Annotated in this window: 12 protein-coding genes; 10 read left to right on the forward strand and 2 right to left on the reverse strand. The window is 33.2% G+C overall.

Annotation, left to right across the window (positions count from 1 at the left end):
• Positions 1-243 precede the first annotated feature (243 nt).
• The 7 genes from B0A64_RS10055 (at position 244) to B0A64_RS10085 (ending at position 9,982) form a co-directional block, all read left to right on the forward strand.
• Positions 244-1,161: a YihY/virulence factor BrkB family protein gene (locus B0A64_RS10055; RefSeq protein ID WP_089479385.1), complete on the forward strand. Its 918-nt coding sequence runs from the start codon at positions 244-246 to the stop codon at positions 1,159-1,161.
• Positions 1,162-1,310: 149 nt separating this feature from the next.
• Complete coding sequence (locus tag B0A64_RS10060) at positions 1,311-1,835, forward strand: NADPH-dependent FMN reductase (protein ID WP_089479386.1); 525 nt, start codon at positions 1,311-1,313, stop codon at positions 1,833-1,835.
• Positions 1,836-1,889: 54 nt separating this feature from the next.
• Complete coding sequence (locus B0A64_RS10065; RefSeq protein ID WP_244285389.1) at positions 1,890-2,819, forward strand: transglutaminase domain-containing protein; 930 nt, start codon at positions 1,890-1,892, stop codon at positions 2,817-2,819.
• Positions 2,820-2,934: 115 nt separating this feature from the next.
• Entirely contained in the window at positions 2,935-4,110 is a 1,176-nt protein-coding gene (gene pncB / locus B0A64_RS10070; RefSeq protein WP_089479388.1) for a nicotinate phosphoribosyltransferase, read from the forward strand.
• A 162-nt stretch (positions 4,111-4,272) separates the two neighbouring features.
• Positions 4,273-6,144: a DNA topoisomerase IV subunit B gene (locus B0A64_RS10075; protein ID WP_089479389.1), complete on the forward strand. Its 1,872-nt coding sequence runs from the start codon at positions 4,273-4,275 to the stop codon at positions 6,142-6,144.
• A gap of 16 nt (positions 6,145-6,160) precedes the next feature.
• On the forward strand, positions 6,161-7,228 hold the full coding sequence (locus tag B0A64_RS10080) for a PDDEXK nuclease domain-containing protein (protein WP_089479390.1): 1,068 nt from the start codon (positions 6,161-6,163) through the stop codon (positions 7,226-7,228).
• A gap of 30 nt (positions 7,229-7,258) precedes the next feature.
• Complete coding sequence (locus tag B0A64_RS10085; RefSeq protein ID WP_089479391.1) at positions 7,259-9,982, forward strand: DNA gyrase/topoisomerase IV subunit A; 2,724 nt, start codon at positions 7,259-7,261, stop codon at positions 9,980-9,982.
• Between the two features lie 209 nt (positions 9,983-10,191).
• Here the strand turns inward: B0A64_RS10085 and B0A64_RS10090 are convergent, their stop codons facing one another.
• Together B0A64_RS10090 and B0A64_RS10095 are read right to left on the reverse strand one after the other, a co-directional pair.
• Positions 10,192-11,559: a DUF5458 family protein gene (locus tag B0A64_RS10090; protein ID WP_089479392.1), complete on the reverse strand. Its 1,368-nt coding sequence runs from the start codon at positions 11,557-11,559 to the stop codon at positions 10,192-10,194.
• 2 nt (positions 11,560-11,561) lie between these two features.
• Positions 11,562-12,017, reverse strand: a complete 456-nt coding sequence (locus B0A64_RS10095) for a hypothetical protein (protein ID WP_089479393.1) — start codon at positions 12,015-12,017, stop codon at positions 11,562-11,564.
• A 157-nt stretch (positions 12,018-12,174) separates the two neighbouring features.
• On the opposite strand from B0A64_RS10095, the gene B0A64_RS10100 reads away from it, so the two are divergent.
• Genes B0A64_RS10100 through B0A64_RS10110 form a run of 3 tightly spaced genes read left to right on the forward strand, consistent with a single transcriptional unit; the run spans position 12,175 to position 16,797 of the window.
• The gene (locus B0A64_RS10100; RefSeq protein WP_089479394.1) at positions 12,175-12,594 is read left to right on the forward strand and encodes a GPW/gp25 family protein; all 420 of its coding nucleotides are present in this window, start codon (positions 12,175-12,177) and stop codon (positions 12,592-12,594) included.
• Positions 12,595-12,602: 8 nt separating this feature from the next.
• The gene (locus tag B0A64_RS10105) at positions 12,603-14,360 is read left to right on the forward strand and encodes a hypothetical protein (protein ID WP_089479395.1); all 1,758 of its coding nucleotides are present in this window, start codon (positions 12,603-12,605) and stop codon (positions 14,358-14,360) included.
• 4 nt (positions 14,361-14,364) lie between these two features.
• A complete protein-coding gene (locus B0A64_RS10110; protein WP_089479396.1) occupies positions 14,365-16,797 on the forward strand; it encodes an AAA family ATPase in 2,433 nt (810 codons plus the stop codon).
• Positions 16,798-16,838: the final 41 nt, after the last annotated feature.

Consider the following 16,838-nt stretch of genomic DNA (forward strand, 5'->3'; position numbering starts at 1 on the left):
TTATTTTGTAGGGACGGATTTTAATCTGTCCAAAATGATCCAAACATCCAAACATCCAAATATCTTGTTTAACGGTTTCGCGTGAGGAATAGAAGTAAATGTCATTAAGTTAAGAAGAAACAAACAAAATCAAAATATGTTTTGAATAACATGGTAAAAATGTAAAATTTACCTAAAAAACGAGAATCCTAATTTTTCGATTATTTATTAAATTTGAATGAATATCTAAAAACCAGAAGTATCGTGAAAATAAAAAATATATTCTCCAAGTCATGGTTTCTGCTCAAGAATACCTTTTTAGAATTTAATGATGACAATGCTATAAAACTCAGTGCTGCATTATCATATTATACCATATTTGCACTTCCTCCCTTGTTAATTATCATTATCACTATATGCGGATTTTTCTTTGGCGAAGATGCTGTAACAGGTCAGCTTTATGGACAAATAAACGGTTTGGTAGGTAACGGTGCTGCAATCCAGATTCAGGAAGCTATAAAAAATGTGCAATTATCCGGAGATAACATTTTTGCTACAATATTTGGAATTACAATGTTGTTAATTGGAGCATCAGGAGTTTTTGCAGAAATACAAAGTTCTATTAACTTTATATGGGGCTTGCGGGCAAAACCGGATAAAGGGATTAAAAAATTTATTCAAAATCGATTAATGTCATTTTCAATGATTGCTTCGGTTGGTTTTTTGATGTTGGTCAGTCTGTTTATAAGTACCACATTAGATTTGGTGAGTGCACGGTTAAAAATATATTTTCCTGAAAGCACGGTTTATTTGTTCTACATAGTCAATATATTCATTGTATTGGCGAGTATAACATTGCTTTTTGCTATTATTTTTAGAACATTGCCTGACGGGAAAATAAAATGGAAAGATGCTTTTATAGGGTCAACGGTGACTGCCATATTATTTATGATTGGTAAATTTGCAATCGGATTTTATTTAGGAAGCTCTACAGTTGCTTCAGTATACGGCGCGGCGGGATCTGTAATAATTATTTTGGTTTGGGTATATTATTCCGCGATTATTCTGTATTTTGGAGCCGAATTTACCAAAGTATATGCAAAATCTTACGGAGGTAAAATTTATCCTAATGAATACTCAGTAGAGATTCAGAAAGAGATTTATGAAATCGAAACCAAATAAAATTTTGACCATATAAGTACTTTAAGATAATGAAAGTTTTACTTAAATGAATTTGTACAAGTGTATCTTTACGGTAAATTAAGAATGTTTAAGTATTATTTAAACAAACTTAAATCACTTTTATGGTAAAACATTAAATAACAACAATCATGAAAATCATAACCTTTGGAGGAAGTAACAGTCAGCATTCTATTAATAAACATTTAGCTACTTATGCAGCAGGTTTATTTGAAAATGGCGAAGTCGAAATTTTGGATTTAAACGATTATGCGATGCCATTATTTAGTGTAGATCTCGAAAAACAAGTAGGGCAACATGAAATTGCAAAAGCATTTCTGGCAAAAATTGCAAGTGCAGATCTTCTGGTTGTTTCGTTGGCAGAGAATAACGGAAACTATTCTGTAGCATTCAAAAATATTTTTGATTGGAGTTCGAGAATTACCAAAGAGGTTTTTCAGCAAAAACCAATGTTGTTACTGGCAACTTCACCGGGTCCAAGAGGCGGAGCATCAGTTCTCGAGATTGCCAACAATGCATTGCCAAGATATGGTGCACAAATAAAAGCTACTTTTTCGTTGCCAACTTTTAATGCAAATTTTGATTTAGAAGGAAATAAAATCTCAAATGCTGAGTTAGATAAAGAATTAAAAGACATTATTAAGTCTAGTTTTTAACCCATGATAATAAAAAAAAATGCTTTTATATTTTTGTTACTGAATGTTATTTTTATGCATTCTTCGTACTCACAAAAGTATAATGATGTTGACAGAACGGTTTTAAAATACCCAAAAAGCTTTAGCTCGACAGAGGATCTGGCAGACAGAATTCAAAAAGATTTTAGTTCAGATGGTGATAAGGCGAGAGCAATTTACAGCTGGATTGCCTTTAATATAAAATACGATTACGCTGTTTTTTTAAATCCGCCACGAACGCAAGGCTTTAGTTACTCTACCGAGGCCGATAAACAAAGGAAAATCCAGCAGATTAATGATAAATTGATTCAGAAAACGTTTAATTCCCAAAAAGCAGTTTGCGAAGGTTTTACAGCTTTGTACCAGCATTTGGCAGGATTAACAGGCTTGAAATCAGAAATTATTCGTGGAGATTCTAAAATAAGATTAGCAGATATTGGTCGAAAAAACACCTCTTCAAATCATGCCTGGAATATGGTATTGATTGATAAAAAATGGCGCTTGATTGATGTTACCTGGGGTCAGGGATATTATGACAGTAGTAAAGGGAGAATGGTAAATGATTTTTCGCCCATTTATTTTGATACAGATCCTGATTATTTTTTTGCAAAACACTTTCCTGATTCAGGTTCATATTTAGGAAATAAACTAAGCAAAGAAGATTTTCTTGACGGACCTTTGATTTATAATAAAACAATAGAGGGTGATTATAAAATTAAATCGCCGGATTCCGGAATAATTGAAGCAAAATATGGCGATAAAATAACTATTGAGATCAAGAATGTTTCAAAATCAGATGTTATTTTCTATTTGAATAAAAAAAATCAACCCGTAAAAATTCTAAATTCTAAAGAAAGACGCGGAGGTTTAGAGTTTCAAATTACTTATGATAAAAATATAGGCGATTATATTACGATCTATTTAGATACGTTTAGCATTGTTTCCTTCAAAATAATTCAAAAATAAACCATAGGGGATATTTTTTATAAAGAATTTTCTTCTTTTTATTAAATTGCCGTATCTTAGCAGCTACGAAATTTAAATGATAACAGTAAAATTAACTGTTGAAATGTAACAGAATATGGAGACAACTTTCCTGAAATCAATTTTTGATAATGATTTCTATAAATTTACGATGCAACATGCTGTAATAAAACTTTTTCCTAAAGCAAAAGTACGGTATGGTTTTATAAATAGAGGAAAGCATATGTTTCCGCCCGGTTTTGCTGATTTACTTCGAAAATCGGTAGATGCAATGGCCAATTTGCGATTGACAAAAAACGAAAAAGAATATTTAGCCAAATATTGCCCTTATCTTGATCCTACCTATTTAGATTTTTTGCAAGGGTACAATTATGATCCTTCAGAAGTTCAGATTACACAGGAGGGATCAGAAATAAAAGTAACAATAGAAGGTTTCTGGTATCGCACCATTTTATGGGAAGTGCCTTTGATGGCTTTGATTTCGGAGCTTTTTTACAAGTCAAATCATTTAATTCGTTTAAATGATGATGCGATAAAAACCATTACCAAAGACAAGATCGATAGCTATAACAAATTAGGTGTTTCGATATTAGAATTTGGCACCAGACGTCGTCATTCTTATGATGTACATGTTTTGATAAACGAAACACTTCATAATTTTGGTTCAGAAAGTTTTATAGGAACCAGTAATGTACATTTTGCAATGGTCAACAACATACGACCTTTAGGAACGCATGCACACGAATGGTTCATGTTTCATGCCGCTCAATATGGTTTTAAAATGGCTAATTTGATTAGTTTAGAACATTGGACACAAGTTTATGGCGGTGATCTGGGAATTGCACTAACGGATACCTATACGACGGATGTATTTTTTGAGCAATTTGATAAAAAATATTCTAAACTTTTTGATGGTGTTCGTCATGATAGTGGTGACCCAATTGAGTTTGCACAAAAAGTAATTACGCATTACACAAAAATGGGAATCGATCCAAAATCTAAGGTCATTGTCTTCTCAGATTCGTTGAATTATAATAAAGTAAAAAGCATTACAGATTTTTGTAAAGGCAAAATAAAAATGTCATTTGGTATTGGAACCAACTTTACCAATGATGTAGGTTTGCCCTCTATGAATATGGTGGTAAAGCTTACAGATGTCAAACTCGATAATACCCATTGGCAAGGTGTTGTGAAACTTTCTGACGAAAAAAACAAAAATACGGGAACTCCCGAAATGATTGCTTTGGCAAAAGAAGTGCTGGGAATCAAATAGTATTTTTTTATTTAAAAGCTGATTTTTTATATTTTTAAAGGTCGCATTATTTTAAAATCAATTTAAATAGAATTCAAAGCTGTTATTAATCATAACAAAAAATGAATACGCTTTTATTTTTTACGTAGAAATGGTACATTAGCCAAAAATCCAATTTACTTTATGCTAGAGCAAAATCAATATACCGAAGATAATATTCGATCACTCGATTGGAAAGAACATATCCGTATGCGTCCCGGAATGTATATCGGGAAATTGGGAGATGGTTCTTCGCCGGATGATGGTATTTATATTCTTTTAAAAGAGGTTTTAGACAACTGTATCGATGAGTTCGTAATGGGCTCTGGTAGGACTATTGAGGTGACAATCAAGGATAAAACGGTATCTGTTCGTGATTACGGACGTGGTATTCCGTTAGGGAAAGTGGTCGATGTAGTTTCGAAAATGAATACCGGAGGAAAGTACGATTCTAAAGCTTTCCAGAAATCAGTAGGTTTAAATGGTGTAGGAACAAAAGCTGTTAATGCACTTTCGAGTGCTTTTCGTGTAGAATCTGTTCGTGATGATAAGCAAAAAGCAGCAGAATTTTCGGCAGGAAATTTAATTCTGGAAGAAGATATCATTGATACCACCAAGCGAAAAGGAACAAAAGTGACTTTTACGCCGGATGAAACGATCTTTAAAAACTATAAATTCCGTTTAGAATACGTGATCAAAATGGTCAAAAACTATTGTTACTTAAACAATGGTTTGACTATTTTATTCAATGGAGAAAAATATCTTTCAGAAAATGGTCTTAGAGATTTATTAGAAGAAACAATTAGTGCAGAAGACTTAGAGTATCCAATTATCCATTTGAAAGAACACGATATTGAGATTGCTTTAACGCACAGTAAAACACAATATAGCGAAGAATATCACTCTTTTGTAAACGGTCAGAATACCACACAGGGAGGTACACACTTAGCAGCGTACAGAGAAGCACTTGTAAAAACAATCAGGGAGTTTTACAACAAAAATTTTGAAGCGTCTGATGTTCGTAAATCAATCGTAAGTGCAATTAGTATTAAGGTTATGGAACCGGTTTTTGAGTCGCAGACCAAAACCAAATTGGGTTCTACAGATATGGGTTCTGATGATGGAACTCCGCCAGTATCAGTTCGTACTTTTGTAAACGACTTTATTAAAACCAAATTAGACAATTATTTACATAAAAATCCTCCAACGGCAGAAGCGTTATTGCGCAAAATTTTGCAGGCCGAAAGAGAACGTAAAGAGTTATCCGGAATTAGAAAACTGGCGACAGATCGTGCTAAAAAGGCAAATCTTCATAATAAAAAATTAAGAGATTGTCGTGCACATCTTCCGGATACTAAAAACCCAAGAAACTTAGAAAGTACCCTTTTTATTACCGAGGGAGATTCGGCTTCCGGATCTATTACCAAATCACGTGATGTAAATACACAAGCCGTATTTAGTTTACGTGGTAAGCCTTTGAATTCGTACGGAATGACGAAAAAAATCGTGTATGAAAATGAAGAATTCAACTTATTGCAAGCAGCTTTAGATATCGAAGACGGACTGGAAAAATTGCGTTATAACAACATCGTAATCGCAACCGATGCCGATGTCGATGGTATGCACATTCGCTTGTTATTGATTACTTTTTTCCTGCAGTTTTTTCCGGAATTAATCAAAGAAGGACATTTGTATATTCTGCAAACACCACTTTTCAGGGTTAGAAATAAAAAAGAAACCATCTATTGCTATTCTGAGGAAGAAAGAAGAGATGCGATCGAAAAACTAAAACCAAAACCCGAAATCACCCGATTTAAAGGTTTGGGAGAAATTTCTCCGGATGAGTTCAAGAATTTTATTGGAGAAACGATTCGTCTTGACCCAATTATGATGGACAAAAATACCTCGATTGAGCAATTGTTATCTTTCTATATGGGAAAAAATACTCCGGACAGACAAGAGTTTATCATCAAGAACCTGAAAGTAGAGTTGGATGCGGTTGAAGCAGAAGCTTAAATTAAAGTAGAATATAGTGTCAGACGGTCTTCAAAATAAAGTCATTTTTAAACAAGTTGCGGAGTTATTGCAAACTGCCCGACAACAGGTTTTACGTACCGTAAATTCAACAATGACAATTACTTATTTCGAAATAGGAAGAATTATTGTTGAAGAAGAACAAAATGGAAAAGATAGAGCTGAGTATGGTAAAAAACTTCTAACAGATCTTTCGAAACAATTGACTAAAGAGTTTGGAAAAGGATTTTCTGTAGTTAATTTGGAGAATATTAGAAAGTTTTATTTGACTTACTCAAAATCCGAGTCACTGACTAGGATTTTGCAAATTCAAAAACCCCAGTCATTGACTGAGGAATTCAAAAGACTGGATTATCAAACATTGGCTTCGTTTTTTAAATTGACTTTTACGCATTATGTTTTTTTAATGCGAATTGATGATGAAAAAGAAAGACGTTTTTATAAAATAGAATCTGAAAAATACAACTGGAGTGTACGTGAATTGAAACGTCAATACGATTCGGCACTTTATGCAAGATTAGCATTAAGCAGAGATAAAGAAGGAATATTAAAACTTTCTGAAAAAGGTCAGATTATTGAAAAGCCGAAGGATCTTATTAAAGACCCTTATATACTTGAATTTTTAGGATTACCGGAGCTACATCAATATTCAGAATCTCAATTAGAACAAGAAATTATTAATAAACTGGAGCATTTTCTACTAGAATTAGGTCATGGCTTTACTTTTGTTGCAAGGCAGGAAAGAATTACATTTGATGATAAACATTTTAGAATAGATCTGGTTTTTTATAATAGAATCTTAAGATGTTTTGTGCTTATTGATTTGAAAATAGGCGAATTAAAACATCAGGATTTAGGTCAGATGCAAATGTATGTCAATTATTATGACAGAGAAATGCGACTGGAAGATGAAAACAAAACAATAGGGATTGTACTTTGTCAAAATAAAAGCGAATCTGTAGTAAGATATACTTTGCCGGAAAACAACGAGCAAATTTTTGCCAGTAAATATAAAACCGTTTTGCCAAGCGTTGAAGTTTTAAAACAACTCATCGAAAACAAATAATATTAAAATTATAATTTCGAATATAATTAAATGAAAGACGAAGAAGACGATAACATCATTCCAAACGACGACGAAAATAATTCTGAAGAAAACCAACTTGACGATAATCAGGACGGAGATGATTCTGAGGAAATTATAAGTGTAAATGCCAAGAATTTTGAAGGACAGCATTTTTACGAAAATCAAGAGGAGGAAGGAGATGACGTTATTACGAAAGTAACGGGCATGTACAAAGACTGGTTTCTGGATTATGCTTCGTATGTAATTCTGGAACGTGCAGTTCCGGCAATTGAGGATGGTTTTAAGCCGGTTCAGCGTCGTATCATGCACTCTTTGAAAGAGTTGGATGATGGTCGTTATAATAAAGTTGCCAATGTTGTTGGACACACCATGCAGTATCACCCACACGGAGATGCGAGTATTGGAGATGCAATGGTACAAATAGGTCAAAAAGATTTATTGATTGACTGTCAGGGAAACTGGGGTAATATCTTAACAGGCGATGGAGCTGCGGCTTCCCGTTATATCGAGGCGCGTTTGTCTAAATTTGCTTTGGAGGTTTTATATTCTCCCAAAATTACCGATTGGGGTGTTTCGTACGATGGTCGTCGTGCAGAACCCAATAATCTTCCGGTAAAGTTTCCGTTGCTATTGGCACAAGGAGCAGAGGGTATTGCAGTTGGTCTTTCGACTAAAGTTTTACCACACAACTTCAATGAGTTAATTGATGCTTCGATCAAGATTTTAAAAGGAAAAGCTTTTACCTTATATCCTGATTTTATGACACAAGGTATTGCCGATGTGTCTAATTATCATGATGGACTTCGTGGCGGACGTGTTCGTGTTCGTGCGAAAATTGCACAATTGGACAAGAATACCCTGGTGATTACGCAAATTCCGTTTTCGACCAATACCACGACTTTGATTGACAGTATTTTGAAAGCCAATGATAAAGGCAAAATCAAAATCAAAAAAATTGAAGACAATACAGCAGCCGATGTTGAGATTTTAATTCACTTATTTCCGGGTGTTTCTCCCGATAAAACGATTGATGCTTTGTTTGCTTTTACTGCTTGCGAAACTTCTGTAGCGCCTTTAGGTTGTGTGATCGAAGATAATAAACCGTTGTTTATCGGGGTTTCTGAAATGTTGAAGATTTCGACAAACAGAACCCAGGATTTACTGCGTCAGGAATTAGAAATTCAGTTAGAAGAATTAAAAAATAAATGGCATTTTTCTACTTTAGAGAAAATCTTCATTCGTGAAGAAATGTACATTGAGTTCAAACTATATTCAGACAGAGAATCGCTGTACAAATATTTATATGATCGATTCGAGCCTTTCAAAAAATCATTTGTCAGAGACATCAACGACGATGATTTGCAACGATTGACTCAAATTCCAATGATTCGTATTACCCGTTTTGACTCTGATAAAGCCGATGATTTTATCTCGAAGTTAGAAGACGAAATGAAAGAGGTACAGCATCATCTGGAGAATTTAACTGATTTTGCGATTGCTTATTTTACCAAGCTAAAAGAAAAATATGGAAAAGGCCGCGAACGCCAGACAGAACTTCGTGTTTTTGATAATGTTGAGGCTACAAAAGTAGTGTTGCGTAACACAAAACTGTATGTAAACCGTGAGGAAGGTTTTGTTGGAACGAGTTTAAAAAAAGACGAATATCTTACAGATTGTTCTGATATTGATGATGTAATTGTGTTTTTGCGTGACGGAAAAATGCTGGTTACAAAAGTAGATTCCAAAACATTTGTGGGCAAAGATATTATTCATGTTGCTATTTTTGATAAAAGCGACAAACGAACGATTTACAACATGATGTATCGTGATGGTAAATCCGGACCTTCTTATATCAAACGTTTCAATGTTTCGGGCGTAACACGCGATAAACCGTATGATTTAACGAACGAAACCAATGGTTCTCAGGTCGTTTATTTTTCGCATAATCCAAACGGAGAAGCTGAGGTTATTACCATTTTATTGCGTCAGGTAGGAACGATCAAAAAATTGAAATTTGATATTGATTTTGCCAAGTTAGCTATTAAGGGCCGAGCGTCAAAAGGGAATTTGGTAACCAAATATCCGATCAAGAAAATTGAGTTAAAAGAGAAAGGAATCTCTACTTTATTACCAAGAAAAGTTTGGTTTGATGATACGGTAAAACGTTTAAATGTTGATGCAAGAGGTGAGTTACTGGGGGAATTTAAACCAAGTGATAAGATCTTAATCATTAATCAAACCGGTAAACTAAAGGTAATTATCCCAGAATTATCGACTCATTTTGATGAAGATATGATTGTTTTGGAGAAATGGAATCCTAAAAAACCAATCTCTGCCATTTATTTTGATGGAGAAAAAGAACGTTATTTCCTGAAACGTTTTCTTGTTGAAACCGAAAATAAAGAAGAAACATTTATTACAGAACATCCTAATTCGCAATTAGAAATTGTATCAACCGATTATCGTCCGTTGGCACAATTGGTATTTGCCAAAGTAAAAGGAGTTCAAAAAGAGGATTTGCATATTGATGTTGAGGATTTTATTGCTGTAAAAGGCTTTAAGGCATTAGGAAATCAATTGACGGCAGATAAGTTAAAACAAGTTAATTTATTAGAACCGTTGCCTTATGATGAACCTGTCGAAGAAATTCCCGAAAAACCGGAATTGCCCGAAGATGATTCTGTCGAAACAGAACTGGATGATGACGGTCAAATAGGTTTGGTTTTAGACTAAAATATAAAAAACGCTAAGAAGTATATCTTAGCGTTTTTTTATAACTAAATTTTAAAGTTTAATAGTATAACAGATTTATCTTTTTAAGAAGAATATATTATGTAAAAAACTTATTTATTTGCCTTATAAAGTTGAATTAAAACCAAAAAAAACACTCCAATAGGGTCAAATTTTTCTGTGGTAGAGAAAAAAAGTAAAAATTAGTTGTATTAAACTTGTTTGTAATCACTATGCCAAACAGCTTCTTCAGGACCATCTCCTTTGTGACCGTCTAATTGAATTACGAAACTTTTAGCAGGGAAATAAGGTGTAATGTGAATGTCTAATAAAATTCTGTCTTTCTGAGTTTTATCTTGTTCAATTTTCATTACTGTAAATTTCTCAATAAGATTAGTTGGCCCTTTGATTCCGTCAAGAAACTTGATGATTTGGCTTCTTAAATCAGCTTCTGTTCTGGTAGTCCAGTTTTCGAAAGCTCTTCTGTTTAAGAAATCGAAAAGTACTTTTGTAATGTGATCAAATACTCTCACTACTGAGTATGTTTGTAAACCTAAGTTATCTCCGTTAAACAATGTTTTTGCAGAGAAAGCCATGATTTTGCTGTACTCATTAACCATTGGTACCAAGCCCATTTTTTCAAGTTCTGAGATTTCGCTCTTTTTCAAATCAAAACGAACACTTTCGACTTCGTTAAGACCTCCAAATTTTTTACCTGCAACAACCTGAGACATTAACGTTTTGTATATTTTACCGGCTAATGAAGTTGATGGTGGTACGTATAAATTGTCTTCTTCTCCAACTTCATCATATTTACTTCTTCCTAGCAAATAGTTACAAGTCATTATTGTATTGGATTTGTATGTATCACCACCTGTATGGTTTGCATTAAAGAAGATATCGATAACATCATCCGGTGTTTCAAGATCTTGAAAATCAGTCAATAATACAGTTTTGTTTTCATGCGCTATTTTAGACCATTTGTCTAAAACGGCATTAGAACCTAAATAACCAGGTACTGAAAGTATAGAGTAATTTTTTCTTAAATCTAATCTGTCAAAATTTTGTTTTAGTTCATTTGAAACATAATCAATAAACAAAGTATTATCTAAATCTTTCAATTGAGATATATCTGCATTTACAATTGTTACGTTCTTAATTTTATCACTTTCAGCATTTTTGTAGAATAAAGCAACACTTCTGTATGATGTTTCTAACTCTCTTGAAGTATTCAAAGCATACTTCAGGTTTCTGTTTAAAGTTGTATCTGCAGATGTAGCTTTTGTATTTGCTACTTCGATCATCGACTCAACAGAATCATTGCCTTTTAGTAAATCCAGCCATAACTCAAGTCTGTTGGTAAGAGTTGTTCTCTCATTTTCCCACTGCGCGTCATTAAGAAAAATATTTTTTCTTGCTTTTCTGGTAGGGTTTAAGTTTGATAATCCGTCAATTACGTTTTCTAAAAAGGCAAAACCTCCGTATTCGTTTAATAAATTGATTTTGCTACTTCCTTGTTCCTGTAGCAATTGTTCGGTTGAAGAACCATGACTCTTTTGTTCTTTAGTTTGAGTTGCCATAATTATTGTTTGTTGTTGTTAATTTCATTCTTAGCGTTTTCCAGTAATTCTATTATAGCCTCTTTTACAGCTGGGTCCTGAATAGCTTTTATTAGGCCTCTATTACTCGAAAGTTGGCGCACAATTTTGTAAGCTTGCTCTTTTTCGGTGTTTAATTTATTCAAAAAAGGACTATTCTCTTTAATTGACTTTGCTCCAAAATCTCCTAAGTTTTGAAATACCATCGATTCATTTAAATCTGAACCTTCTTCAGTTGTAAATTCGAAATCTACACTTGGTTTGTACTTTTCAAACACTGCTTCTACCGTTTGTAAATCATACACAGCCTCAGGTCCTACCGGTTGCTCATTTGTAAGTTTTTGAATCAGTAACGTTCTGTTTGAAGGAATTTCTAAAATCGATTCACTGGCATCAATCTTTACTTCATTGCCACCAATACCATAATTGAACATGCTCATAATTTTATAAGATTTTTAGTTAATTTTGTAAAACTAATAAAAAAAAAGTTTTAAATAATATTGATTTGTAAGTATTTTATTTGGATTTTTGTCGTACTATGTTAAAAAATTTAAAAAGACTTAATTTTGTTAAAAATCAACTTATCGCAATGAAATTATGAAATACCTGAAATATCCTGTTAATTTTAAGACTTTGCTAAAAGGCTCGCAGGAGAATTTTTGTAAGATCGACGAATCCATTGCTTATAATATTATGATGATTATTACGACATCTTTTGGAGAAATCCCAGAGACACCAAGCTATGGGACGATTATTTGGGATTTAGAATTTAATCAACATATCAAAAAAAGAGACTGGGAAGATTTGGTCAGAAAATCATTATACGAATCAATTAAAGAATTTGAAAAAAGATTAATTCTAACCGAAGTTTCGATCTCTTTGGATGAAATTGACGATAAAGAATTAGGTTCAAGCATAAGAAGAAAAGCCAATATTGTCGTAAAAGGTTCCATTATTGAAAGTTTAATTCCTTTTAATTTTCACACAAAGTTGAATATAAGCCCAATTTCACAATAAAATAAAATATGAAAGACGTTAAGTTTATCGAAATAAAGAACAGGATTCAAAAAAAATGTTTAGAAATCTGGGGAATTGAAGATATTAATATGGCTGATCCTTTGGTCATGATGTTGTTAGATGTTTTTGTTCATGAACTTTACTATTTGTATCAGGAAGGAATTGAATCTGATAATAAAATTATCGAACGTATTGCTCAGGAAATTGTACCAAGCCAATGGAATTTGCCCATGCCGGCCCATACTATGGCAAGTACAATTGCTACCAAAGGTATTGTGTTACTCAATAATGATACTGAATTTGTGGTAAAAGCAGGCATGGTCACGAATGTTGATTATGATATTTATTTTACGCCTTTTACCAATGAAAATATTGTTGAAGGCGAAATTAGCTTTCAAATGTATGACTCATTTTTGATCGATTCTGCTAAACATATAAAGCATTTACCCACACAACACAAGGTTTTGGACCATCGCATCTGGGTTGGATTAGATGTTGCTAAAGAAAATCTGGAAAAAATTAACTCACTGAAATTTACTTTTATAACTGGCGATTCATCCTTGGATGCTTTTTTGCAATTTGTAACAGTAAAAGATTCCGCAGGAAATAATATTGATTTCGAAAATGAAACTTTTGATGAAGTTCAGGACAATAAACACTATACTGAAAACATAAAATCATTCTATAAAAATTTTATTTATAAATTAAAGCTGGATCCTGAAAACCTGGTATACGAATCGATATTAGACAAATTTAATATTGAGAAAGAAGAGTTAAAATCCGGAAAAAAGAATACCGGATTGATTTGGCTGGAATTTGTATTTCCTGAAATTTTTACTAAAGCAGAACTTGATAAAATTCAGATAAAAATAAACACATTTCCTATTGTCAACAGAAAGTTAAACAACAGGGTGCATAATGCACAGATCGAAGGGCGACTTTTTCCGATGAAAGCAGAGCGACATACTCATTTTCTTGATGTTATGAAAATTTTTAACGAAAAGAATATTGAATTCATCAATGGTATCAAGCAGGCAAATGCTCTTACCGCAAATACATTTACTATTTTTTATGGCGGATTAGAAAATTATGATTCCCGAAATGCGAAATTTTTCCTTAAAAAATTAGCAAGGGCATTAAGAGAGGATATTAGTTCTTTTTCTAATATAAATGCAGATTATATTGATGCTACCATGACCAGAATTAATGAAGAACTTAATTCGATCGAAAGTAAAATCAACAGCAGCTACAGTCAGGTTAATGAAGAGGAAGTGTATGCTTTGATTCATGAAACCGATAAATCTAAAATTCTTTATTACTCGTATTGGACTTCGAACGGGCAGGTGGCAAATAACTTGAAAAAAGGCACCATTCTTAAGCAAACCTCTTTGTCTGAACTGGCACAGGATTCTACCATTTTTGAAGCAAGCTCAGTTGGGGGGATTTACAGAAATAATAAAGTCGAAAAACTAATCAATTTACGTTACGGTTTTTTATCAAAAGAAAGGTTAGTAACCAAACAAGACATACGATCAGCGGTACATTATCATTTAAGAGACATTACAAAAGAGGTCTTGATTACTGATGGAGTTGGGATAAGCAACCAGAGAAAACAAGGGGTTTTTAGAACCATTGACATTGAAGTTATTTTGCAGGAAAAATATGCTTTGCAGATAGAGAATAAGAAAAAAATCGAGCTGTTTTTAAAAGAGACTTTAGAGAAACAATCCGTTATGAACATTCCATTTCAAATTACAATTAACTAAACTTATGAACGAATTAGATTATAGTCCAAGCTTACTATCTGCCATTAAATCTGCCAAATCGTTAGCAATTCAGGACGGGCACAGTACATATGGAGTGGCTCATTTAGCGTATGCATTATTATTTGAACCAACAGGATTAGCAGAAGTTTTAAAATCACTATCAAAAGATACAGAGTATATAAAAGAATGGTTTGATGTGAGAAAAGAGGTGTATACTTCTGCTCAAAGCAATGATAATATTATTATAAGTGATACTGAAGTTGAGCATGTTTTTACAGAATCAAATTTCAATAAAATTAGATTAGGAGCAGATTCTATCGATGCTTTTTGTGTTTTTATAGCTATTATAAAACCCGGATTGGTCTATAGCGACAAACAAATCGATGGTTTAGATTTAAGCGATAAGGAACTTTTGAAACACTTTGGGCTTAGAAATAATCAAAAGAGTTTTAGTCTGGCAGATAATAGCGACGAACAGGAAACAATCGATATTAGCTATTGCGAGACCTTATACAAAAAAGAAATTATTGAAGAAGGCAGCAGCATTATTGGCCGTAACAGAGAGGTAAGACTGATACTTGAAAATATAGAACGATACGAAAACCACGGTATTCTATTGATTGGGGAATCCGGTATTGGAAAAACCAGTATCATCAAAAATCTTATCTACAGTTTGCATGAAACTGATCCTAACTTTTTTGAAGAAACACTTGTCTTATCTCTAAATGTAGCAAAGCTCGTTGCAAATTGCAGTAATGAGAATGAGATTTCGAAAAAGCTGATTGAAATTTTTGAAAAATTAGCCAAAAACGGAAAGAGTATACTTTTTATTGATGATATACAGGTATTACTAAACTCATCAAGCTCAAAATCAAATGCTGTAATCAATATCATAAATACGCAATTGACTCAGGGAAGCATTAATATCATTGCCTCAATTGATGCTGATTCGTATAGAAAATCTATCGAAGGAACGACAATAAACGGAAAATTCGAAAACATTTTCATCGAAGAGCTGGACTATTCTTTATTGATAGAATGTTTGAATATTTATAAAAATAAATTAGAAAAACATTACAAAATAGGGATCAATGACGAGGTAATAGAAGAAGCTATTCATTTGTCTAAAAGATTTTATAAAGAAAAAAAATTGCCTTACGGAGCCATCGACTTATTAGACAGGACGGCTTCGTCTGTAATTGTTTCTAATGCCAATTCATTAGTCGAAATTGTAAAAATAAAAGAACAGATAAAAGAATCTGATCCAGCCGATGAATCAAAAATGAGTTTGCTGGAAAAAGAAATATACAATAGAATAAGCTGTATTGTAACGAGTAAAATTGATGCTGCCGAAAGTTCTAAAAGACAAAAAAATGAAGCCGTTACTTTTGATGATGTCGAGAAATTAGCGGCAAACATTGAAGCTATTGCAAAAGATAAAATTACAGTTGTTACAAAAGCGGAGATTCTTGCAGTTGTTTCTAATGCAACCGGAATACCGTTAGGAAAAATAGGCGCGGGCGAAAAAGAAAAGCTTTTAACGATTGAAGACAAATTGCAGGAAAGAGTAAAAGGACAGGCGCATGCTATAAAAACATTATCTGAAGCGATTATCGAATCCCGAAGTGGTTTGAGTAACCCTAAACAACCTATTGGATCCTTCTTTTTTTTAGGACCAACGGGGACAGGAAAGACTGAGTTAACAAAAACACTGGCTGAATTGTTGTTTGATGATGAAAATGCAATGATTCGATTTGACATGTCAGAATTTAAAGAAGAACATTCGGCTGCTTTATTATACGGTGCTCCTCCGGGATATGTAGGATATGAAGAAGGAGGGATGCTGGTTAATAAAATCAGGCAAAAACCTTATTCGGTTGTACTTTTTGATGAGATCGAAAAAGCGCACAGTTCTGTTTATGATGTGTTTTTGCAAATTATGGACGAAGGAAAAATTCATGACAAGTTGGGTCGTGAGGGCGATTTCTCTAAGGCGATCATCATTTTTACTTCAAATATTGGTAGTCAATGGATTCAGGAGCAAATAGAAGGCGGGCATTTGCCTACTTCTAATCAATTGATAGAGATTATGAGTCAGCATTTCAGACCTGAATTTTTAGGACGTTTGACAGAGGTTGTTCCGTTTGCACCAATAAACATAGAAATTGCCAAAGCTATCTTTAAGTTACACCTTAACCGCCTGCAAGAACAATTAAAAGGGATCAAAAATATTTCGTTTGATATATCAGAGGGTGCTTTAGAATATCTGACAAATAAAGGATTTTCTAAAAAATACGGAGCCAGACCTATTGCAGGAATCGTAAGAACGTATCTAAAGAAAACAATTTCAAAATTAATTATATCCGAAGCCATTCTTGAGAATGAAGCTATTGTTCTGGATATAAAAGAGGATGAGTTTATTTGGGAAAAAAAGTAAGGAACAATATTAGAAAAAGAAAAAGCGTCTATTTTTTATCG

Origin of the sequence: Flavobacterium araucananum (assembly GCF_002222055.1) — a bacterium.
In the GTDB taxonomy this organism is placed as follows: Bacteria; Bacteroidota; Bacteroidia; order Flavobacteriales; family Flavobacteriaceae; genus Flavobacterium; species Flavobacterium araucananum.